31 protein-coding genes are annotated in these 20,533 nt (G+C 71.4%); 13 read left to right on the top strand and 18 right to left on the bottom strand.

Features of this window, described 5'->3' with window-relative positions:
• Together QM792_RS11330 and rpoS are read left to right on the top strand one after the other, a co-directional pair.
• Entirely contained in the window at positions 1-894 is an 894-nt protein-coding gene (locus QM792_RS11330; RefSeq protein ID WP_415150035.1) for a peptidoglycan DD-metalloendopeptidase family protein, read from the top strand.
• A gap of 22 nt (positions 895-916) precedes the next feature.
• The gene (rpoS, locus tag QM792_RS11325; RefSeq protein ID WP_415150033.1) at positions 917-1,930 is read left to right on the top strand and encodes an RNA polymerase sigma factor RpoS; all 1,014 of its coding nucleotides are present in this window, start codon (positions 917-919) and stop codon (positions 1,928-1,930) included.
• Here the strand turns inward: rpoS and QM792_RS11320 are convergent.
• The gene (locus tag QM792_RS11320) at positions 1,927-3,075 is read right to left on the bottom strand and encodes an iron-containing alcohol dehydrogenase (protein ID WP_415150031.1); all 1,149 of its coding nucleotides are present in this window, start codon (positions 3,073-3,075) and stop codon (positions 1,927-1,929) included. The genes rpoS and QM792_RS11320 overlap by 4 nt on opposite strands.
• A gap of 157 nt (positions 3,076-3,232) precedes the next feature.
• On the opposite strand from QM792_RS11320, the gene QM792_RS11315 reads away from it, so the two are divergent.
• A complete protein-coding gene (locus QM792_RS11315) occupies positions 3,233-4,171 on the top strand; it encodes an alpha/beta hydrolase (RefSeq protein ID WP_415150029.1) in 939 nt (312 codons plus the stop codon).
• Positions 4,168-5,028: a YbgC/FadM family acyl-CoA thioesterase gene (locus tag QM792_RS11310; RefSeq protein ID WP_415150027.1), complete on the top strand. Its 861-nt coding sequence runs from the start codon at positions 4,168-4,170 to the stop codon at positions 5,026-5,028. Before QM792_RS11315 ends, QM792_RS11310 begins: the two co-directional genes overlap by 4 nt.
• Before the next feature lie 10 nt (positions 5,029-5,038).
• On the opposite strand, the gene QM792_RS11305 is transcribed toward QM792_RS11310, so the two are convergent.
• Entirely contained in the window at positions 5,039-5,986 is a 948-nt protein-coding gene (locus tag QM792_RS11305) for an NRDE family protein (protein ID WP_415150026.1), read from the bottom strand.
• Between the two features lie 152 nt (positions 5,987-6,138).
• Positions 6,139-7,065 carry a YgfZ/GcvT domain-containing protein gene (locus tag QM792_RS11300; RefSeq protein WP_415150025.1) on the bottom strand — a complete coding sequence of 309 codons (927 nt, stop codon included), beginning with the start codon at positions 7,063-7,065 and terminating at the stop codon, positions 6,139-6,141.
• A 23-nt stretch (positions 7,066-7,088) separates the two neighbouring features.
• Here QM792_RS11300 and mltG point away from each other — a divergent pair, with 23 nt between their 5' ends.
• From mltG to QM792_RS11265, 7 genes are all read left to right on the top strand, one after another.
• On the top strand, positions 7,089-8,084 hold the full coding sequence (gene mltG, locus QM792_RS11295; protein ID WP_415151614.1) for an endolytic transglycosylase MltG: 996 nt from the start codon (positions 7,089-7,091) through the stop codon (positions 8,082-8,084).
• A gap of 20 nt (positions 8,085-8,104) precedes the next feature.
• Positions 8,105-8,716 (top strand): dTMP kinase, encoded by a 612-nt coding sequence (gene tmk, locus QM792_RS11290; protein ID WP_415150023.1) that lies wholly within the window; start codon positions 8,105-8,107, stop codon positions 8,714-8,716.
• Positions 8,710-9,801 (top strand): DNA polymerase III subunit delta', encoded by a 1,092-nt coding sequence (gene holB, locus QM792_RS11285; RefSeq protein ID WP_415150021.1) that lies wholly within the window; start codon positions 8,710-8,712, stop codon positions 9,799-9,801. Before tmk ends, holB begins: the two co-directional genes overlap by 7 nt.
• Complete coding sequence (locus QM792_RS11280; protein ID WP_415150019.1) at positions 9,798-10,202, top strand: PilZ domain-containing protein; 405 nt, start codon at positions 9,798-9,800, stop codon at positions 10,200-10,202. Before holB ends, QM792_RS11280 begins: the two co-directional genes overlap by 4 nt.
• A gap of 39 nt (positions 10,203-10,241) precedes the next feature.
• Positions 10,242-11,027: a TatD family hydrolase gene (locus QM792_RS11275; RefSeq protein ID WP_415150018.1), complete on the top strand. Its 786-nt coding sequence runs from the start codon at positions 10,242-10,244 to the stop codon at positions 11,025-11,027.
• 104 nt (positions 11,028-11,131) lie between these two features.
• Positions 11,132-11,725, top strand: a complete 594-nt coding sequence (locus QM792_RS11270) for an ankyrin repeat domain-containing protein (protein WP_415150017.1) — start codon at positions 11,132-11,134, stop codon at positions 11,723-11,725.
• 135 nt (positions 11,726-11,860) lie between these two features.
• Positions 11,861-12,070, top strand: coding sequence for a hypothetical protein (locus tag QM792_RS11265; RefSeq protein ID WP_415150015.1), 210 nt, complete (start codon positions 11,861-11,863; stop codon positions 12,068-12,070).
• Positions 12,071-12,540: 470 nt separating this feature from the next.
• On the opposite strand, the gene QM792_RS11260 is transcribed toward QM792_RS11265, so the two are convergent.
• The 15 genes from QM792_RS11260 to QM792_RS11190 form a co-directional block, all read right to left on the bottom strand.
• Complete coding sequence (locus tag QM792_RS11260; RefSeq protein ID WP_415150014.1) at positions 12,541-12,828, bottom strand: hypothetical protein; 288 nt, start codon at positions 12,826-12,828, stop codon at positions 12,541-12,543.
• 111 nt (positions 12,829-12,939) lie between these two features.
• On the bottom strand, positions 12,940-13,104 hold the full coding sequence (locus QM792_RS11255) for a hypothetical protein (protein WP_415150012.1): 165 nt from the start codon (positions 13,102-13,104) through the stop codon (positions 12,940-12,942).
• Positions 13,101-13,520 carry a 3TM-type holin gene (locus QM792_RS11250; protein WP_415150010.1) on the bottom strand — a complete coding sequence of 140 codons (420 nt, stop codon included), beginning with the start codon at positions 13,518-13,520 and terminating at the stop codon, positions 13,101-13,103. The genes QM792_RS11255 and QM792_RS11250 overlap by 4 nt, the downstream gene beginning before the upstream one ends.
• The gene (locus tag QM792_RS11245) at positions 13,520-13,984 is read right to left on the bottom strand and encodes a hypothetical protein (protein ID WP_415150009.1); all 465 of its coding nucleotides are present in this window, start codon (positions 13,982-13,984) and stop codon (positions 13,520-13,522) included. The genes QM792_RS11250 and QM792_RS11245 overlap by 1 nt, the downstream gene beginning before the upstream one ends.
• Positions 13,981-14,649, bottom strand: coding sequence for a glycoside hydrolase family 104 protein (locus tag QM792_RS11240; RefSeq protein WP_415150007.1), 669 nt, complete (start codon positions 14,647-14,649; stop codon positions 13,981-13,983). The genes QM792_RS11245 and QM792_RS11240 overlap by 4 nt, the downstream gene beginning before the upstream one ends.
• Entirely contained in the window at positions 14,649-15,392 is a 744-nt protein-coding gene (locus tag QM792_RS11235; protein WP_415150005.1) for a hypothetical protein, read from the bottom strand. The genes QM792_RS11240 and QM792_RS11235 overlap by 1 nt, the downstream gene beginning before the upstream one ends.
• 2 nt (positions 15,393-15,394) lie before the next feature.
• A complete protein-coding gene (locus QM792_RS11230) occupies positions 15,395-15,943 on the bottom strand; it encodes a hypothetical protein (RefSeq protein WP_415150004.1) in 549 nt (182 codons plus the stop codon).
• Positions 15,943-16,335, bottom strand: a complete 393-nt coding sequence (locus tag QM792_RS11225) for a hypothetical protein (protein ID WP_415150003.1) — start codon at positions 16,333-16,335, stop codon at positions 15,943-15,945. Before QM792_RS11225 ends, QM792_RS11230 begins: the two co-directional genes overlap by 1 nt.
• The gene (locus QM792_RS11220; protein WP_415150002.1) at positions 16,335-16,694 is read right to left on the bottom strand and encodes a hypothetical protein; all 360 of its coding nucleotides are present in this window, start codon (positions 16,692-16,694) and stop codon (positions 16,335-16,337) included. Before QM792_RS11220 ends, QM792_RS11225 begins: the two co-directional genes overlap by 1 nt.
• A gap of 2 nt (positions 16,695-16,696) precedes the next feature.
• Positions 16,697-17,053: a hypothetical protein gene (locus QM792_RS11215; protein ID WP_415150001.1), complete on the bottom strand. Its 357-nt coding sequence runs from the start codon at positions 17,051-17,053 to the stop codon at positions 16,697-16,699.
• Positions 17,054-17,108: 55 nt separating this feature from the next.
• Positions 17,109-17,945 (bottom strand): major capsid protein P2, encoded by an 837-nt coding sequence (locus QM792_RS11210; protein ID WP_415150000.1) that lies wholly within the window; start codon positions 17,943-17,945, stop codon positions 17,109-17,111.
• 267 nt (positions 17,946-18,212) lie between these two features.
• Positions 18,213-18,857, bottom strand: a complete 645-nt coding sequence (locus QM792_RS11205; RefSeq protein WP_415149999.1) for a hypothetical protein — start codon at positions 18,855-18,857, stop codon at positions 18,213-18,215.
• A complete protein-coding gene (locus QM792_RS11200; protein WP_415149998.1) occupies positions 18,829-19,269 on the bottom strand; it encodes a hypothetical protein in 441 nt (146 codons plus the stop codon). Before QM792_RS11200 ends, QM792_RS11205 begins: the two co-directional genes overlap by 29 nt.
• Positions 19,269-19,571, bottom strand: coding sequence for a hypothetical protein (locus QM792_RS11195; RefSeq protein WP_415149996.1), 303 nt, complete (start codon positions 19,569-19,571; stop codon positions 19,269-19,271). The genes QM792_RS11200 and QM792_RS11195 overlap by 1 nt, the downstream gene beginning before the upstream one ends.
• Positions 19,571-19,741 carry a hypothetical protein gene (locus tag QM792_RS11190; RefSeq protein WP_415149994.1) on the bottom strand — a complete coding sequence of 57 codons (171 nt, stop codon included), beginning with the start codon at positions 19,739-19,741 and terminating at the stop codon, positions 19,571-19,573. The genes QM792_RS11195 and QM792_RS11190 overlap by 1 nt, the downstream gene beginning before the upstream one ends.
• A 73-nt stretch (positions 19,742-19,814) precedes the next feature.
• Here QM792_RS11190 and QM792_RS11185 point away from each other — a divergent pair, with 73 nt between their 5' ends.
• Both QM792_RS11185 and QM792_RS11180 read left to right on the top strand, forming a co-directional pair.
• Positions 19,815-20,012: a hypothetical protein gene (locus tag QM792_RS11185; RefSeq protein ID WP_415149993.1), complete on the top strand. Its 198-nt coding sequence runs from the start codon at positions 19,815-19,817 to the stop codon at positions 20,010-20,012.
• A complete protein-coding gene (locus tag QM792_RS11180) occupies positions 20,009-20,410 on the top strand; it encodes a type II toxin-antitoxin system VapC family toxin (protein WP_415149992.1) in 402 nt (133 codons plus the stop codon). The genes QM792_RS11185 and QM792_RS11180 overlap by 4 nt, the downstream gene beginning before the upstream one ends.
• Positions 20,411-20,533: the final 123 nt, after the last annotated feature.

The raw sequence follows: 20,533 nt of genomic DNA, 5'->3' as shown, positions 1-20,533 counted from the left end.
ATGCGACGCTTTCACGGCCTGCTCGCGGCGCTGTGCGCCGCCGGCGTGCTGGGCGGCTGCGCGACCTCGAAGTCGCCCGCGCCGGTGGAAGAGCGCGCGCTCGGCCCGCGCCCCGCGCCGACCATCATCGCCGGCCCCGGCACCGCGCCCGCGCTGCCGGCCTCCGACACGAGCAAGCCGCTGCCCGGCGCCGAGAACGCCGGCAAACCCGGCTACTACACCGTCAAGCCGGGCGACACGATGATCCGCATCGGCCTGGAAAGCGGCCAGAACTGGAAGGATCTGGTCAAGTGGAACAACCTCGAGAACGCCAACGTGATCGAGGTCGGACAGGTGCTGCGCGTGGTGCCGCCGGGCGAGAACGCGGCCGCGGTGTCGACGCGTCCGATCGCCTCCACGCGGGCCGAGACGCGTCCGCTCGACGCCCCGCGCCCCGCGGCCACGCCGTCGTCCAGCGCCGCGCCGAGCGCGCCGCCGGCCGCGCCACCCGCGGCGCCGGCGCCGGTGGCCGGGCGTGACGGCGACGACGACATCAACTGGATGTGGCCGGCCGCCGGCCCCGTCAGCGCCAGCTTCGAGGAAGGCAAGAGCAAGGGCCTGGGCATCGCCGGCAAGCTCGGCGATCCGGTGCTCGCTGCGGCCGACGGCCGCGTGGTCTACGCCGGCTCGGGGCTGCGCGGCTACGGCAACCTGGTGATCCTCAAGCACAACGCCACCTACCTGACCGCCTACGCGCACAACCAGACTCTGCTGGTCAAGGAAGACCAGGCGGTCAAGCGCGGCCAGAAGATCGCCGAGATGGGCAACACCGACTCCGATCGTGTGCTGCTGCACTTCGAGATCCGCAAGCAGGGCAAGCCGGTCGACCCGGCGCGCCTGTTGCCGCCACGCTAGCGGCACCACGAAAGCCAGGCCGATGCCCAGGAAGCGCACGACGCCATCCGGGGGATCGGTCAGGCCGCCGCCACTACGGCTCGACGGCCCTGCGCCGATCGACGGCGAGGGCGACGAGCCGCCTGCGCTCGCCGCCGCCGACAGCCGCCCCGAGCTGCCCGCCGGCGAAGGCGAGATCGGCAACACGCTGCAGACCTACCTGCGCGAGATCCGCCGCGCGCCGCTGCTGACGCCGCAGCAGGAGTTCGAGACCGCGACGCGCGCGCGCCAGGGCGACTTCGCGGCGCGCCAGGCGATGATCGAGCGCAACCTGCGCCTGGTGGTCAGCATCGCCAAGAACTACCTCGGCCGCGGCCTGCCGATGCCCGACCTGATCGAGGAGGGCAACCTCGGCCTGATGCACGCGATCGGCAAGTTCGAGCCGGAGCGCGGCTTTCGCTTCTCGACCTACGCCTCGTGGTGGATACGCCAGAGCATCGAGCGCGCGATCCTGCACCAGGCGCGCCTGGTGCGGCTGCCGGTGCACGTGGTGCGCGAGCTGAACCAGGTGCTCAAGGCGCGCCGCGCGCTCGAATCGCGCCTGCCGGCGGACGGCGCCGACGCCGAGCGGCCGGTGCGCGTGGAAGACGTGGCCGCCTCGCTCGGCCGCCCGGTGCAGGAGGTGGCCGAGCTGCTGCGCCTGGCCGAGCAGCCGGCCTCGCTGGACGCGCCGATCGAGCGCCACCCGGCCGACGGCAACGCCGAATCGCTGCTCGACAGCGTGCCCGACGACGGCGCCGGCGATCCGGTGAGCCTGACCTTGTCGAACGAGGTCGAGCGCCTGCTCGAACACGGGCTGGACGAGCTGAGCGAACGCGAGCGCGAGGTGCTCTGCGGCCGCTACGGCCTGCACGACCGCGAGCCCGAGACGCTCGAAGTGCTGGCCGAGCGGCTGCACCTGACGCGCGAGCGCATCCGCCAGATCCAGCAGGAAGCGCTCGTCAAGCTGAAGCGGCGCATGCTGCGCCACGGGATCGACCGGGATTCGGTGTTCTAGAGGGACCCTTCGAGCATCTGCCGATAGTCCTCGCGGGTGGCGATGCGCGGGTTGGTCTTGTGGCAGTGGTCGGCCATTGCACCGTCGATGATTTTCTCGAACAGCTCCGGCCCGACGCCCATCGCACGCAGGCCGCTGGGCAGGCCGAGGCGCGCATTCATCTCGCGGATCGCCTCGGCGATCTCGGTGCCGGCGCTGTCGCACGAGCCGATGCCCATCGCATGCGCGAGCCGCGCCAGGCGGCGTTCTCGCACCATGGACTCGGCGCTGGCGTTGAAGCGGATCACCGCGGGCAGGAACACCGCGTTGAGCGTGCCGTGGTGCAGCTTCGGGTTCACGCCGCCCAGGCTGTGGCTCAGGCTGTGCACGCAGCCCAGGCCTTTCTGGAAGGCCATCGCGCCCTGCATGCTCGCGCTCATCATCTGCCAGCGCGCCTCGCGGTCGGCGCCGTCGCGCGTGGCGCGCTCTATGTGCGCCCAGCCCCGTTCCAGGCCGTCCAGGCCGATGCCGTCGGCCGGCGGGTTCACCGCCGGCGCCATGAAGGTTTCGAGGCAGTGCGCGATCGCGTCCATGCCGGTGGCGGCGGTCAGCAGCGGCGGCAGGCCCAGCGTCAGCTCGGGGTCGCAGATGGCCGCCCGGGGCACGAGGTGCCAGCTGTGGAAGCCGAGCTTGCGGCCGTCGTCGACGATCACGATCGCGCCGCGCGCCACCTCGCTGCCGGTGCCGGCGGTGGTGGGCACCGCGATCAGCGGCGAGACGCGCTCGCCGATCTTCGGGCTGCCGCCTTCGATGGTGGCGTAGGTCTTCAGCGGGCCTTCGTGCGTGGCGGCGATCGCCACGCCCTTGGCCAGGTCGATGCTCGAGCCGCCGCCGACGGCGATCAGCCCGTCGCAGCCGTGCTGCCGGTACACCGCCACTGCCGCGCGCACGCCGGCTTCGGTCGGGTTCGACGGCGTCTGGTCGAACACCGCGTGGGGCAGGGCGCCGAGCGCGGCGAGCGCCTTGTCGAGCACACCGGCGGCGCGCACGCCGGGATCGGTGACCACCAGCGGCCTGCGCATGCCGGTGCGCTCGCATTCCTGCGGCAGCAGCGACACGGCGCCGAAGTCCAACTGGATCTGGGTGACGTAGTTGATGAAGGCCATGGGCGCGAGTGTAGGCAGAACAGCCGCGCGCGCCATCGGGTGCGCCCCGCGGGCCGAGCGCCGGGCCGCTCCCAAGCCGGCCCGCGCATCCCCTCGGGGGAGCGCCCGACGTACCCGCCGGGCGAGGAGCCGTCATGTGGCAGACTGCGCCGCTCCCATGGGCACCCATCTGCTGACACCGCGCATGGCCGGCCTGCTGGAACGCATCCAGCGTGCCAAGCGGCCGCCTTTCCACGCGATGACGCCGCAGGCCGCACGTGCCGCCTACGAGGCGGCGGCCGAGGTGCTGGACCTGCCGCGCGCCCCGCTGGCCTCGATCCGCGACTTCGAACTGCCCGCGTTCGACGGCACGCCGCTGCCCGCGCGCCGCTACCGCGCCGACGCCGCCGCGCGCGGCACGCTGCTGTACCTGCACGGCGGCGGCTTCACGATCGGTGGGCTGGGCACGCACGACAGCCTGTGCCGGCAGCTCGCGCGGCACTCGGGTGCCGAGGTGCTCGCGCTGGACTACCGCCTCGCCCCCGAGCACCGCTTCCCGACCGCGGTGGACGACAGCTGGGCCGCGCTGCGCTGGCTCGCCGACCATGGCGCGGCGCAGGGTTTCGATGTCCGGCGCCTCGCGGTCGGCGGCGACAGCGCCGGCGGCACGCTGGCCGCGGTGGCGGCGCTGTGGGCGCGCGAGCACGGCATCGCGCTGCGCGCGCAAGTGCTGATCACGCCCGGCACCACGGCGCATGCCGACACCGCCTCGCACCGCCTGTTCGCCAACGGCTTCCTGCTCGACGCCAGCACCGTCGAGTGGTTCTTCGAGCAGTACATCGAGCGCTCGCAGCGCGGCGACTGGCGCTTCGCGCCGCTGAACGCCGACGAACTCGACGGCGTCGCCCCCGCCGTGGTGCTGCTGGCCGAATGCGATCCGCTGGTCGACGAAGGCCTGGCCTACGCCGACCGGCTGCGCGCCGCCGGCGTCGAGGTGACGCTCGAACTGGTGCGCGGCATGACGCACGATTTCATCAAGATGGGCCGCGTGCTCGACGAGGCCCGCCACGCCCAGGCGCTGCTCGGCGCCGCACTGAAGAAGGCCTTCGAGACATGACCCAACGAAGCGAGTTCCGTTTCTTCGACCGCCTGCGCGTGCGCTGGGCCGAGATCGACGCGCAGAAGATCGTCTTCAACGCGCACTACCTGATGTACATCGACACCGCGGTGGCCGGCTACTGGCGCGCGCTCGCGCTGCCGTATGCCGCATCGATGGAAGCGCTGGACGGCGACCTCTACGTGCGCAAGGCCACGCTCGAATACCACGGCTCGGCGCGCTACGACGACCAGTTGGACGTCGGCATGCGCTGCGCGCGCATCGGCAACTCGTCGATCCAGTTCGCGGCCGGCGTGTTCCGCGGCGCCGAACTGCTGGTCGAGGGCGAACTGGTCTACGTCTTCGCCGATCCGCGCACGCAGACCTCGCGCCCGGTGCCCGCCGCGCTGCGCGACGTGCTGCAGGGCTTCGAGGCCGGGCAGGGCATGGTCGAGGTGCGCGTCGGCGACTGGGCCGCGCTGGGCCGCGACGCGGCGGCGCTGCGCACCGCGGTGTTCGTCGAGGAGCAGCGCATCCCGGCCGAGATGGAGTGGGACGAGGCCGATGCCGTGAGCGTGCACGCCGTGGCCTACAACCACCTCGGCCTGCCGCTGGCCACCGGCCGGCTGCTGCAGCACGTGCCGGGCGTGGCCAAGATCGGCCGCATGGCGGTGAGCCAGGCGGTGCGCGGCAGCGGCGTCGGCCGCGAGGTGCTGGACGCGCTGATGAAGGCGGCGCGCGCACGCGGCGACCGCGAGGTGCTGCTGCACGCGCAGACCGGCGCCGCGCCGTTCTACGCGCGCGCCGGCTTCACGCCGCGCGGCGAGGTTTTCGACGAAGCCGGCATACCGCACGTCGAGATGACGCGCGCGCTGTAGACGGCAGCGTTCAGCCGCGGCGCCGCCCGGCCGGCGGCCGCAGCAGGCTGCGCACGCGGCTGCGCTTGGCCGGCACCACGCCGGCGGCGGCATCGACTTCCGACTCCGTCACCGCGCCGGCCTGCATCGCAGGCGCCGAGGCGCCGGCGTTGTAGCGCGGCGGCCAGTGGTTCAGCGTGGCGCGGCGCAGCAGCGCCATGCCGCCGTTGGGCGAGAAGCTGCGTTCGAGCACGTGCGTCACGTTGTGGCGCCCGGTGCGCTCGGTGATGATCAGCGTCGAGCAGCGCGTGCCGTAGAGCAGGTCGGGCGAGCGGATGAAGGCCGGCGCGAGCATGCGCTCCTTCTCGATGCCTACGCCGGTGTCGGGCAGTTCGTGGTCGGGCGGCACGCGGCGGTCGGCCAGCGCGTCGAACAGGCGGCCGGCGAGTTCGTCCACGCCGGCGGACTGCGCGATCGCCTCGCGCGTGCGCACCTTCAACGCATCGACCTTGGGCCAGGGTGCGTCGAGCCCGGCGTTGGACAGGCCGTACAGGCCGCGTTCGAGCCGCAGCGGATGGCTGCCGTCGTTGTTGGCCCAGAAACATTCGCCCTGCGCAAAATCGGCGGCCAGCAGGTTGAAGCCGTTGTAGCCGGACAGCGCCGTGCGCATCCAGAACTGGTCGACACGCTCGTCCGCCGCCAGCCACTGCGGCACGATGCGGCCGCGCGACGGCGCCGCCGGGTCGTTGCGCGCGGGACTGCGCACATTGGTCAGCAGGCCGAGCCGGCCTTCGGCGCTGAGGCCGAGCCAGGTGCCGCCGGCGTCGAGATCGCGCCCGCCGAGGATGGGCGCCGCGCCCGGCTCGGGCGCCCACCAGGCCAGGCGCGCGGTGGCGCGCGCGAAGTATTCGTCGCGATTGGCGGCCACCACCAGCGGAAACCGCCGGCTTTCGTCGAGCGCCAGCGTCAGCAGGCACATGGAACACCTCTGGAATTCATGGACACGCGCCTCGTTGCAGGCGCGTGTTTCCCGGAGCGTTCGATGCTAGGGGAGGCGCCGGCGCGCGTGTCGCGCACCGGAAAGCGGCGCCGCCGCCGCGTGAATTCCGGCCGTGCGGTGCGTCGCGCGGCTCAGGCGGTCGCCGCGGATTCGAGCGGAACGTCGTAAGGCAGCGCCTGGCGTTGCAGCAGCGGGCCGTCGGGCGCGCCCAGGTGCAGGCTGCCGCCGGCCAGCGCCGCCAGCTTCACTTCGGCGAGCAGCCGCGAGCCGCCCTGCGGCGCCGGCGCCGCGTTGGCCACCAGCCCGGCCGGCTGGCCGGGATCGCCGCTGTGGAAGATCTCCTGGCCCGCCTGCGCCGGCGCCGCCACGTCGAACAGGAACATGCGGCGCTTGAGCGTGCCGCGGTACTGGCTGCGCGCGACGACTTCCTGGCCCGGGTAGCAGCCCTTGCGGAAATCCACGCCGCCGACCAGTTCGAGGTTCACCATCTGCGGCACGAACTGCTCGACCGTGGCCACTTCGATCAGCGGCACGCCGCTGCCGACTTCGAGCCAGCGCCAGGTTTCCAGCGCAAGGGCCGGCAGGCCGGCCGGCGCATCGGCCGCCGCCAGCAGCGCGCGCGGCACGCCGGCCGCGTCGGGCAGGCGGATCAGCGTGCCCTCGGGTGTGTCGCGGCGCGACCAGACCGGCGCATCGCCCAGCCGCGCCGCCGCCGCCTCGCCGGCCAGGCCGTACAGCGGCAGTTCGGCGCTCGCGTCGCCGAGCTTGCACTGCGCGCGCAGCACGAACATGGACAGGCGCTTGAGCGTGGGCGCGAGCAGGTCGGCGGCGCAGGCCAGCAGCAGTTCGTCGGCCGCGGCGCGCCACACGACGAAGCTCGCCTGCAAGCGTCCCTTGGCCGAGCAGTAGCCGGCCAGCACCGCGCGCTCGGCGCCGAGATGCAGCACGTCGCTGGTGAACTGGCCGTGCAGGAAGCTGGCGGCGTCGGCGCCGCGCGCGCGCATCAGGCCCCAATGGGCCAGGCGCACGACACCGTTGGTTGCGAAGGCGGCGGACATGCGCCAATTATCATCGGCCGATGATGACCCGATGGCTGTGGCGTCTTGTGCTGCTCGCGCTGCTGGCCGCCGCCGCGGCGGGCGGCGGCGCGGCGTGGTGGGTCAACCAGCCGCTGGCGCTGTCGGACGACACGGTGGAGCTGTCGATCGCCCAGGGCGAGCTGCCGCGCGACATCGCCGCGGGCTGGGTGCGTGCCGGCGTGCAGGCGCCGGCCTGGGCGCTGTATCAATGGTTCCGCTGGTCGGGCGACGCCAAGCGCATCCGCGCCGGCAGCTACGAGATCGGCGCCGGCACCACGCCGCGCACGCTGCTGGCGAAGATGGTGCGCGGCGACGAGACGCTGGCCACCGTGCGGCTGATCGAAGGCTGGACCTTCCGCCAGTTCCGCGCCGAACTGGCCAAGGCCGACGCGCTCAAGCCCACCACCGCGGCGATGAGCGACGCGCAGATCATGGAAGCGATAGGCGCCGCGGGCCAGGCGCCGGAAGGGCGCTTCCACCCCGACACCTACGCCTACAGCAAGGGCAGTTCCGACCTCGCGGTGCTCAGGCGCGCGCACCGCGCGATGCAGCAGCGGCTGGCCGAAGCCTGGGCCGCGCGCGCGGCCGAACTGCCGCTGCGCACGCCCGACGAGGCGCTGATCCTCGCCTCGATCGTCGAGAAGGAGACCGGCCAGGCGGCGGACCGCGGGCGCGTCGCGGCGGTGTTCATCAACCGGCTGCGCATCGGCATGCCCTTGCAGACCGACCCGACGGTGATCTACGGCCTGGGCGAAACCTTCGACGGCAACCTGCGCAAGCGCGACCTGCTCGCCGACACGCCCTTCAACACCTACACCCGCCCGGGGCTGCCGCCGACGCCGATCGCGATGCCGGGTGAAGCCTCGCTGCGCGCGGCGCTGCGGCCGCAGGACTCGAAGGCGCTGTACTTCGTCGCGCGCGGCGACGGCAGCAGCGAGTTCAGCGACACCCTCGCCGAGCATAATCGCGCGGTCAACAAGTACCAGCGCGGCCGCTAGCCGGCGCGTTCCCGAACGCCGTGAGCGGCCGATTCATCACCTTCGAGGGCATCGACGGCGCCGGCAAGTCCACCCACATCGAGGCGCTGGCGCAGCGGCTGCGCGCGCGCGGCGCCGAGGTCGTGCAGACGCGCGAGCCCGGCGGCACCGCGCTGGCCGAGCGGCTGCGCGAGCTGGTGCTGGGTAGCGGCATGGACGCGCTGACCGAGGCGCTGCTGGTGTTCGCGGCGCGGCGCGACCACGTCGAGCAGGTCATCCGCCCGGCGCTGGCGCGCGGCGCCACGCTGCTGTGCGACCGCTTCACCGACGCCACCTTCGCCTACCAGGGCGGCGGGCGCGGCTTCGATGCCGGCGTGCTGGCGCAGCTCGAACGCTGGGTGCACGGCGATCTGCAGCCCGAGCTGACGCTGTGGCTCGACCTGCCGGCGGACATCGCCGCCCGGCGCCGCGCCGAGGCGCGCGCGGCCGACCGCTTCGAGCGCGAGGACCTGGCCTTCTTCGAGCGCGTGCGCGCCGGCTACGCACAGCGCATGGCGGCGGCGCCGCGGCGCTTCGCGCGCATCGACGCCGCGCTCGACCGGCAAGCCGTGTGGGCGCAGATCGAGGCCGAGCTGGAGAAACGCTCGTGGTAGGCACCGACGGCGCGCTGCCGCTGCCCTGGCTCGCGCCCTGGCTCGACGAAGCGCTGCGCACGCAGCGCGGCCACGCCGTGCTGCTGCACGGCCCGCAGGGCATCGGCCAGTGGCAGCTCGCGCTGACGCTGGCGCAGGCCTGGCTGTGCGAAGCCGACGCATCGGCCGGGCAGGGCGCCGCGCGGCCCTGCGGCCGATGCGCTGCCTGCCGCATGGTGCAGGCGCGCACGCATCCCGACCTGCTGGTGCTGATCCCCGAGGCCTTGCAGGCGCCGCTGGGCTGGGCGCTCGCCGACGGCGACGCCGAGCCGGCCGAGGCCGGCAGCGGCAAGAAGCAGCCCAGCAAGGAGATCCGCGTCGACGCGGTGCGCGGCGCCGTCGCCTTCGCGCAGACCACGCCGGCGCGCCAGGCCGGCAAGGTGGTGGTGCTGCACCCGGCCGAGCGCATGAACGCCATCTCCGCCAACGCGCTGCTGAAGACGCTGGAAGAGCCGGCCGGCAACGCGCGCTTCATCCTGAGCTGCGCGGCGCCGCAGGCGCTGCTGCCGACCATCCGCAGCCGCTGCCAGGCGTTGGCGCTGCACCTGCCGCCGGCCGAGGCCGCCACGGCCTGGCTGGCGCAGCAGGGCGTGGCGCAGCCGCAGACCGTGCTGGCCGCCGCCGGCGGCGCGCCGCTCGATGCGCTCGACTGGCTGCGCGAAGGGCTGGACGCCAAGCTGTGGCAGCAACTGCCCGCCGCGATGCAGCGCGGCGACGCCGACGCACTGGCCGCGCTGGCCGGCTGGCCGCTGCCGCGCGTGGTCGACGCGCTGCAGAAGCTCTGCCACGACCTCGCCTGCGCCGGCCTCGGCACGGCGCCGCGATTCTTTCCGGCCGAGACGCTGCCGCGCCAGACCGACATCACGAAGCTCGATACCTGGTCGCGCGAGCTGGCCCGCGCCGCGCGCCAGGCCGAGCATCCGCTCAACGCCGGCCTGGCCATCGAGACCTTGGTCACACAAGCGCGGCGCGCGTTGGCCGGCAGCGCTTCCGGCGCGCCCGGCGGGCCCGCGCGCCGGGGTGTTTCGGTACACTCGACCGCATGAGCGATGCCACCGCGCGCAGCACCGTCCCGGGCTCGATAGGCTCGACCACCTCGGTCGCCGCCGCGCGGCCGAGCGTCATCCAGTTGGTGTTCCGCGAGAAGGGCGCGCTGTACGCCGCCTACATGCCGGTGTTCTCCGACGGCGGCCTGTTCGTGCCGACCACGCGCGAATACCGCCTCGGCGAAGACATCTACCTGCTGCTGTCGCTGCCCGACGATCCGCAGCGCTACCCGGTGGCCGGCAAGGTCGGCTGGATCACGCCGGCCAACGCCTCGGGCGGACGCACCCAGGGCGTCGGCGTGCGCTTCCCGACCGACGAGAAGACCCGGCTGTTGAAGCTGAAGATCGAGGAGATCCTGGGCACCTCGATCTCCTCGGCCAAGCCGACGCAGACCATCTGAAGAACGCCTGAACGCGCCGCCCCCGGGCGCAGCCGCCCGATGTTCGTCGACTCGCACTGCCACCTCAGCTTCCCGGGCCTCGCCGAGCGCGTCGACACCATCCGCGCCGACATGGCGGCGGCCCAGGTCGAGCGCGCGCTGTGCATCTGCACCACGCTGGAGGAATTCGAGGCCGTGCACGGCCTGGCCACGCGCCACGACAACTTCTGGTGCAGCGTCGGCGTGCATCCCGACAACGAAGGCGTGCGCGAGCCCACCGAGGCCGATCTGCTCGAACGCGCCGTGCTGCCGCGCGTGGTGGCGATCGGCGAGACCGGGCTCGACTACTACCGCCTGAACGGCCGCAGCGTGGCCGACATGGAATGGCAGCGCGAGCGCTTGCGCATCCACATCCGTGCCGCGCGCGCGGCGCGGCTGCCGCTGGTGATCCACACGCGCAGCGCCTCCGACGACACGCTGCGCATCCTGAAGGAAGAGGGCGCCGAGGCGGCCGGCGGGGTGTTCCACTGCTTCACCGAGACGATGGAAGTGGCGCGCGCCGCGCTCGACCTCGGCTTCTACGTGTCGTTCTCGGGCATCCTGACCTTCAAGAACGCCGTCGACCTGCAGGCCGTGGCGCGCTTCGTGCCGCTGGAGCGCTGCCTGATCGAGACCGACAGCCCCTACCTCGCGCCGGTGCCGTATCGCGGCAAGACCAACACGCCGGCGCTGGTGCCCTATGTGGCCAGGCAACTGGCGGCGCTGAAGGAATTGCCGCTGGAGGCGGTGGCCGAAGCGACTTCGGCCAATTTCGAGGCCTTGTTCAGAACTTCCAGCAAAACTTGAAGAAGATCCAAAAGAATGTTGAATCCAAAGGGATTTTCTTCGCTGTTGCTCATTCAGAAATGATAAAGCGTTACTTGAAGTGTGGAATCTATCTCGTTGCTGCAATGTGGTTTTCCGTTGCGGCAGCCGGTGCCTACGACGAGCTCTTCATTGCCATCATCCGCGACAACCCACGCAGCCTGAAGAAGCTGTTCGAGCAGGGTGTCGACCCGAACTGGCGCGACGAGAAGGGCATGCCGGCGCTGATGGTGGCGGTCCGGCGCGAGTCGCCGCAGGCCTTCGACGCCTTGCTGGCCCACCCCGACATCGACCCCGACGCCGCCAACGCGGCGAACGAGACGGCGCTGATGCTCACGGTGCTCGCCGGCGACGTCGAAGCCAGCGAGAAGCTGATGGCGCGCGGCGCCAAGGTGCAGCGGCCGGGCTGGTCGCCCATCCACTACGCAGCCAGCGGGCCGAGCACCGCGCTGACCAAGCTGCTGCTCGACCGCGGCGCCAGCGTGGACGCCGAGGCGCCCAACGGCACGACGCCGCTGATGCTGGCGGCGCGGCATGCGCCCGAGGCCACCGTCGAACTGCTGCTGCAACGCGGCGCCGACCCCAGGCGCCACAACCAGCGCGGCCAGCAGGCGATCGACTTCGCCGAGAGCGCCGGGCGCGACTACATGGTCGAGCGCCTGAAAAAGCTGCCGCACTGAGATTGCGGCAGCAGTTCACGCGCCAGGCGGCGTGTCGGATTTTTCCCTACACGGCTGATGGTGCAACGGAGACTTTCAGCGCCCCGGGCGAGCCCTAGAGTGCGGCCATCCCAGTGCTTGTGCCGGAGATTCCCCATGCAAACCCAGACCGTCGCCAATCCGTTCGCGCTCCTGCTGGACCCCGCCTCCGTGGTGGCCCGCATGGAAGGCTCCGAACTGCTGAACCGCCTGAGCAGCCGCATCTGCCGCCCACTGGACAAGGCCCATCCGCCGGAGCAGCCCGGCACGACGGTGCAGATGGACGATTCCGGCTTGGTCAGCGGCACGAGCCCGGCCAGCGCCTGATTGCGGGAGCGGGATGGCTTTCCTGCCATCCTGCCAAATTGGCGCACCCATAAACGCGCTACAATGTATATTATGTCAACCGACTGCTGCGCGCACTGCGTCGCCTGCTTGCCGGTTTCGAGCCTCAAGGGATGCTGCCGGCCTGACGAAAGCCGGCGATGCTCGCCCTGATCCCCCGCCAGCTCCCGCCCCTGTCGCTGATCGTCGATGACCTGGCCGCGCCGCCCGAGCGCATCGGGCGCGCGCTGGGCGTGTCCGCCGGCACCGTGCGCCGCTGGCTCGCCGCCGACGCCGCGCCGCGCGCGGCGCACCTGGCGCTCTTCTGGATCACCCGCTGGGGGTGGTCCATCGTCGACTGCGCCGCGACCAACAGCGCCCGGCTCCACGCGAGCCAGGCCCGGTGCCTGGCCGGCGACGTGCAGCGCCTACAGGCCCGCGTGGCCTGGCTGGAGCGCTTCGGCGACTACGGCTCAGCCAACGCGCCAAGCTGGCGCGATGAGCTGCCACAGGGTGATGCCGGCCAGGCCGCCCAGCACGGTCGCAAAGGCGTCCCAGCCGTCCCAGGTGTGCCCCTCGGCGTGCGCCTTGTCCCAGCGCTCCTTGCCCCAGGCCACGGCCAGGCATAGCCAGGCGGCCGCCAGCACCGGCATGCCGCCGGCCATCAGCAGGAAGGTCAGCACGAACGCGGCCAGCACGTGCAGCGCCTTGTCAGGCTGCGCCACGTAGCGGCCGAGCACGCGCAGCAGCGCGCCGATCACCGGCGGCCTCGCTTGCCGGTTTTGCGCTTGCGGAACTGGCCATTGGCCTTGCGCGGCGAGAGGGACTTTCGCTTCTTGGTCATGGTGGTCCTTTCGGGGTTGCCTGGTCGATCACATGCGCAGCTCTGCCAGGTCAGAGTCGATGCGCTCAAGTCGTCGGGCCTGCTCGTCCTGGCGCGTTTCCAGCACCGCGAGCTGGCGCGTGATGCGCAGCAGCAGCGAGACGCCGGGCAGCATCAGCAGGTTGAGCCAGGGGAGGATGTCGGCCAGCGTCATGCGGAGCCCTTCACTTTCTCGACGGTGCGCAGCGTGCCCAGGCCCAGCATGCCGAACAGCAGTTCCCACAGCACGCCGTCCAGCCGCGGCAGCGGCGGCAGCGGATGGCCGTACACCGCCCCGCCCCACTCCATCAGCGGGCCGGCCACGAACTGGAGCGCCAGCGCGCCGCCGCACACCCAGCCGATGAACGGCCGCCAGCCACCCTTGAACCTGCCGGGCGACACCGCCTCGGACTGGTTGACGCTCAGTTGAGCCAGCGCGAGTTGCAGATCTGCGTTCTGCGCGAAGTCGCCCTTGCTCAGCAGCTCGAAGGCTTGCAGTTGCGCGCGCTCTTTGGCGGCCGGGTCGAGGCCCAGGCCGCCGAGCAACTGCTTGACCACGTCGAACAGCGGGCCGACCAGCAGCGGGTTCATCACCAGCCCCCCGAGGCGCCGCCGGTGAACACCGGCGTGGTGTCGTGGTCCATGCGCGTGAAGTCGCCGGTGGTCAGGCCGCTGCCGCCGGTGCCGAAGCGCAGCGCCACCGCCGAGCCAGCCGGCGGCGGCGAGCCCGAGCCGGCGGCCAGGAAGATGGCCTGCATCAGCGCCGGCGCGCTCGACCACTGCGAGGCGGGGAAGTAACCCTCGGTGTCGATCAGCCAGCGTGCCACCAGCGGATCGGTGGTGACCTGGCCGGGCGTCGGCACGCCGATGCCGGCGCCGACCGTGCCCACGGCGCCGGTGACGGCACCATCGGCCGCCTTCACGGCGCCGGTGCCGATGGCCTCGCCCACGGCGCCGGCGGCCTCGCTGACGCCGCCCTTGCGGTACACCAGCCAGGCCGCGCCGGCCAGGGCCAGCACGCCCGCGCCGATGGCCATCATGGTTGCCGGTTTCATGCGAGCCAGCCGCCCGCCGAGCTGTAGGCGTCGGCGAACTGGTCGAACTTGCGCTGCGGCTGGCCGCTGGTGCTGCCGGGCAGGCTGGCCCACTCGGCCGCGCACTTGTCGACGGCGGCCTGAAGGTCGCCGCGCTCGATGTCGTCGAGCGCGCCGCGACGCTTGATCAACCAGGTCGCCGCGGCGCGCTGCGACTCCGCGCTGAAATCGGCAAGGCCGAGCGCGCGCTTGGCGCCCAGCCAGGTCGCCCGGATGATCTGGAAAGCGCCGGCCGCGGTGCTCACCTTGCCCACGTACTGCGGGCCGAGCTTGCTGATGTCCTCGCCCTTCCACTCGCCGGTGACGGCCGGGTGGTCGGCCAGGCTGACGATGGTGTGCCGGTAGCCGTAGCACACGCGGTAGGGATCGGCCTCGCGCGCGGTGCCCTCGCTCCACATGATCGCGTCGAGGAAGGCCGGCAGGTTGGCGTTGGTACGCATCGCTTGCTCCGTGCTGTAGGTGTCCACGCCTTGTTCGATCAGGCCCCAGACGTTGACGTAGTCGAGTGCGGTGCTGCCGTCGGCGTCATCGCTGGTCGCGACGGCATCGGCCGCGCGCTTGGCGGCGTAGCTCGCTGTCAGCGCGAGGACGCCGAAGCCTAAGACGATGGCGGTGGCGTGCTTCATCAGACGGCTTCCTCGATCGTCTCGAAGGAGGCCGAGAGCAGACCGACAGGTCCCACGTCGTTCCACACGGTGAGGCCATAGCCAGGCGGAAGCACGACAGGGTCCGCGAAGAGAACATTGATCGGCGTGTTAGCCGATACACCGAACGCCTGCTTGGCGCTCGTGCCAGGCACGGCCGCCTGATCCGTGCGGACTTGGGACGCCGCCGACGCGCCGCCGCCAAGCTTGCTGGACAGTTGCCCGCGTAGCGTGGTCAGCGCGGCGTTGGAAGGCGAGATGTTCAGCAGTCCAGCCACGGACATATTGACCACGACCTTTTGAACGATCAGGCGCTTTCCAGAGCCAGCCGGGTTCCACGCCTGAACTTGAGCCGCGAGGGCGGCGGTGCTGCTGGCAAAGCCGAAGTCCATGAACGACTGGTTCGAGAGCACGCGCGCTTTCGAGCTGTCGACCACTTGCACGACGCCAGGCTGACGACGCGATCCGCCTCGACCGGTGCAGACCATCACCGTGATCGTCTGCGCGCTGGCGCCGTTCACCACGTCGAAGGCGCGGAAGCCGATTTCGGCGTAGATGCCGGAGAGGCAGTTGCGGATGAACGCGGCCTGCCCGCCCGCATCGTCGGTCAGCGTGATCGACGCGATGGTGTACTGCGCATCGATCACTTCGATGTAGCGCCCTGCCCGCTCGATACGCGCGACCGCGTTGGCGGCGAGCGTGACGGTGATCAGTTCAATGTCCATGCTCATGCCTTCAAGACGAAGCCGAGGCCCAGCGCCACGGCCAGGGCAACGCCGATCCACTTGAATGTGTCGGCGCTCTTGTTCTCGCTCGGCTGGTAGCTGGCGATCGCCGATGCGGCGAGCGACTTGGCCGCGTCGGTCGAGTCCTTCGCGCCGGCGAGCAGGCCGGTGATGACCTTCTCCGCCGAGTCCACCGTGTGCGACCAGGCGCGTTCGTTCGTCGCGCTCAGGTTCGAGAGCGAGCCGGTCAGGTCGTTGAACGCGCCCATGCCCAAACCGGCAACGGCGCGCAGCGTGTCGGAGCCGCTCTCGGTCACCGCGCCGGCGAGCTGCGATTGCAGCTCGACGATGCGCGCCACGCCAGGATCGAAGCCGGTGATGGTGGTGTTGGTGGTCGATCGGTTGGAGCTGTCCGACACGTAGCTGCTGGTCGACCGGTCCGACAGGTCGTAGCTGGTGGTGGTGTCCCTGTCGTCGATCGTCGTGATCGCCCGCTGGTCGTAGAAGTTCTGTTCGGTGGTGCTGACGCTCTTGCTGCTCTTGCTGGCCATCACAGTTCCTTTTCGAGTTCGGCCACGCCATCGGCGCCGACCGGGCGCACGGGCTGGTAGCCGCGCCGCGCGAGCTGGCGCACCAGGCCGCGGCGGCGGGTGAACAGCGCCACGCGCCGCACGCCGTTGATGCGCAAGGTCTGTTCGAGCATCACCAGGTGCTGCCAGGTCGCCGCGCCGCGCGAGGCTGCCGCAGTGACGACGGCGCGGCGCTCGCCGGCCAGGTCGACCGCGATGGCACCCACGGCCGCGCCTTCGTCGACGACATCGAACAGCACACAGCCGCGCGCCATGTCCTCGGCGCTGGAGCCGTCGACGGCGAAGCGCTCGGCGGCGCGCAGCCGCTCGACGGCCGCCGCCTGGTCGCTGGAGACGCGCAGGCCGATGCGCATCAGCGGCCCCGCTTGCGCGCCAGCAGCATGCCGGCGATCACCACGACCATCAGCAGCATGCCGACGCCCGACGCGCCGGCCGACTGCATGCCGACGCCCGGCATCTGCGGCGCCGTGTCGTACAGGTTCGGGCTGGTGGTCTTGTTGGCCGTCGACGTGGCCGACTGCTGGCCGCCGATGTTGACGATCCAGCCCGATCCGTCCTGCGTGGTGCCGTAGGTGTTGGCCGACGAGCTGCCGCCGATGAACGGCCCGGCGTCGCCGCCGAGCGCGCCGCTGATGCCCGAGCCCAGGCCGGAGCCCAGGCCGGCGCCGAAGTTGCCGGCGAACGCCGACCACGGATCAGCCGCCACAGCCATGGTCAGCCCCGCAGCGCCACGAAAGCGGCAACCGCGCCGACCGCCAGCAGCGCCCACAGCGGCACGCCGCCCACGCTCGCCGACAGGCCGCCGGCCTGGCCGCTGGTGTTGTTCATGTAGGTGCGGCCGTTCTGGCCCGCGTAGCTGCCCACGGCGGTGTTGCCCGCCACGTTCGAGCCACCCAACTTGTTGTCGATCGCCTTGGTGACGCCATACTGGATCAGCGACTCCCACCAGCTCGCGCCGTTGGAGGTGTTGACGTAGGGCGCCACCGCGGCGGTGTCGGTGACATCGCCGGGCATCAGCGACGGGCCGGTGTAGCCCACATCGCCCATCATGTAGTCGATTCGCGCGCTCATCTGCGTGATGTCCTTCGGGTGGAGCGCGGCGAGCCGGAGCCCGCCGCGCGTTCCATCACAGTTGCGCGTTGAGGCTGTAGGCCTCGGCGTAGATCGTGATGGTGTCGGCCGCGCTCGTGGTCAGGCGGATGTCCAGGTTCGTCACCGGCGAGGGCTTGCCATCGCCGCCCACCACGAGCGCGGTGTTCAGCGCGTTCGACTGGAGGCAGTCGGGCATGAAGTCGATCACCTGGTAGCCGGCCTGCGGCGCCCGCTTGAAGTCTTGGAGACGCTTGTTCTGGAACGCCACCGGCAGGTCTTCGTAGATGTCGACGCCGTCGCGGCGCACGCGCACGCTCGCCAGGTTCGTGTGCTTGAGGATCAGCCGCTTGAGCTGGTAGCCGTTGGCGCCGAAGGGCAGGTAGATCTGTTCCTGCGCCGCGGCGGCGATCACCTTCTGGCTGTACTGCACGCGCTGGACGATCGAGTTCGCCGAGGGCAGTTCAACGTCCGCCCAACCGGTGATGATCGAGGCCGCCACGTTGGTGTAGTTGCCCAGGTCGAACTCCAGCGTGAGGTTCTGGACACCGGCTTCGGCCGTGGCCGCGATGGTGCCGAGCTTCATCGCAACCTCTTCCTTCGCGTCGCGCTCGGTGAAGTCGAGCACCAGCGTCGAGGTGTCGTTGAAGTTGCCCTTGAACAGGCTCAGGCCGTTGACCAGGTCGGCGGCCGTGGCCCAGCGCTGGAACTCCTTGTTGTTGATCCGAAGCACGATGTTCGTGATCAACGCCGTGGTGATGTTCGTTCCGAGGGTGAAGTAGAGCTTTTCGTAGGTGACGCCCAGCGGCAGCGCGAGGCTCACGTGCGAGTTCGGAGCGACGTTCTGCAACTGGGGCAGGCGGATGGTGCGCATCGAAATTCCTTGGTGTCAGTGCGCCCCCCGGCCCACGGTTCCCGACGGTCAGCCGTTCAGTGCGCGGTCCACCAGGCCCTTGGTCACACCCACCTGGCGGAGGGCGAAGATCGTGGCGAGCACGATCGCGGTGGTGATGGCGGCGTTCTTGATCTGGGCTTTCATGACGGTCCTTTCATGGTGGTGGAGGAAAGCCCGCCAAGTGCAGCATCGAAGCGGTACGTCGGCGCGCCGTTCGCCCTGTACGTCGGAGCTACATTGCCGCCATCACCTGGCCAGCCTGATCTGCGCCGTTCGCAACACCTTGGCCCGGAAATCCCGCTCGATGTAGCGGATCGTCGTGTGCTTCTCGGTCTCGACCGTCTCCAGCGCGTCCACCTGAGCCTGCGGCACGTCGAGCGCCTTGGCCATCGCGCGCCGATCGTCGTCGTACCGCAGCGTGAAGCATCGGATGTAGGTGGCATTGCCCAGGAAGGTCTTGTCGATCAGCGCCGGCCGCTGCGCGCAGCCGAGCACGTGCAGCGCGCGGTGCCGGCCCTGCGTGATCACCTGGCGCCAGCTCGCCGGCGCGCGGCTGGCCGTCGTCACGTCCGACAGTTCCTCGGCGACGAACACCAGCTCGCCGGCGTTGAAGGCGAGCTTGCACACCACGTCGAAGGCGTCGTCGAGCTTGAGCGCGGCACCGGGCACGTAGCGCACGCGCACGCCGCCGGCGCCGGCCTTCTGAAACGCCTTCACCAGCTCGGGCAGCGAGTGCACGGCGCGCGCGTAGGCGTCGTACTCGTTGCGCGGATCCCAGATCAGCAGCCGGCGCGGCGTCAGCTCGCGCAGCCGCGCGTTGACGCTGACGCCCTTGCCCGACCCGCTCGCGCCGATGTACGCCTCAATGCGCGGCCGGTTCAGGACGCTCACGCGCAGCCCTTTCCAGCTCGGCGCGGTGCGCCTTGATCGCCTGCCAGGTGACGAAGCTCGGCGGCAGCGTCGCGCCGGCCAGCGCGATGTAGGGGCCGAACTCGCCCATCAGGCCGCCCATCGTCCAGCCGTGGCGCTGCATCACCAGCGCGCCGCCGGCGGCGATCCGCTCCAGCGCCTGGTCGCTCCACACCTCGCCGAACTGCGCCCACCAGCCGAACATGGGCGCCACCATCATCCGCGCCATCTGGAGCGCGCCGAGCAGCTCGGCGGCCTCGCTGTCGGCCTGCCGGGTCTGCGCCGCGCTGGGCGCGGCCGGCGCGGCGCCGGCCTCGAGCGACGCCGCCTCGGCGGCCAGCACGTCCAGCGGCTGCACGCCTGGCACGGCCGGCGCTTCGTTGGTCTCGTCCATCAGGATCCTCCCATGACGCCCCAGCTCATGCGCGCCTTGCCGGTTTGGGCGGCGGGCGCGGGAGCGGGAACAGGCGGCGCCGGTGGCGCCGGTGCGGGTTCGGGCGCCGGCGCGGGCGGCGCCTGGCCGACCAGCAGCGCGCGCAGGCCCTGATCGCTGCGATCGCTGCGGGCAAAGCCCTGGAAGTTGCAGGCGTTGCACGTCAAAACCGGCAGGCCGGTCTTGGCCAGCGACAGCCGCGCCCGGTCGGATCCACAGCGCGGCACCGGGCAGCGCGCCAGGCCGATCAGCTCGCTGGCCATCAGCCCTGCCCTTCGGCCGCCAGGCCGGCGGCGCGCAGCACGGCGGCCACGCTGACCGCGAACTCGGCGGCCAGGTCGAGCGCGCGCCGGACATCGGGGGGGAGGAACGAGGCGGCGGCCTTGTCGCGCATCGCGGCCAGCTCGGCGGCGATCGCAGCGGGGGTGCGCATGGTGCGGCTCCTGTGCAGAGCCCCCCGGCCCAGCGCGATTGTGCCTCAGCGACTACGGCCGTACACTGCGGGCATGACCGGATCCAAGTCCCGCGCCGCCAGCAAGAAGGCGCCCGCCAAGAAGGCGGCGCCGAAGAAGCTCTCGAAGGCGGAGATCGCCCGCATCGACGCCATGATCGCCCACGCGAAGGGCTCGCCGGGCTATCCGATGGTGCGCGCGCTCGGCGAACTCGCCAAGCTCGGACCGTTCAAGTTCAAGCCCGTCAAGTGATCCTGCTCGACACCTCGGTGGTGATCGAGATCGTCGAGCAGGGCGCCGGTTACATGCTGTGCGCCGAGCAGCTCGAGCGCTTCGACCCGCGCGAAGTGCACATCAGCGCCGTTTCCATCTTCGAAGTGGAAGTCGGCATGATCGCCGGAAGCCCCAACATCCGCGCCCGCCGCGCCAGGTGGGAACGGTTCTATCGCCTGCTCACCTACGAACTCGTCAGCGATGGCGTGGCCAGCGAGGCCGCCAGCATCGTGCGCGCCACTGCCAAGGCCGGGCACCAGCTCGGCAGCATGGACGCGCTCATCGCCGCGACGGCGATCGAATGGGGGCTTACGCTCGCCACGCGCGACCGCGACTTCCAGCGCGTGCCGGGGCTCAAGGTCGAGTTCTGGCGCTGACGCGCCAAACGGCCCGTAGAGCGATTTTCCGGGGTCCAAGCACCCTACCCCTTACCCCGCCCCCGTTCGGCCCGCTGCGTTCGATCCTGCAAGCCGGTGCGGCTCTCGCTGCTGTCGGCGCGC

The organism is Piscinibacter sp. (genome assembly GCF_047600445.1).
Taxonomy (GTDB): Bacteria; Pseudomonadota; Gammaproteobacteria; order Burkholderiales; family Burkholderiaceae_C; genus Piscinibacter.
This window is presented reverse-complemented; position numbering and strand designations above follow the sequence as displayed.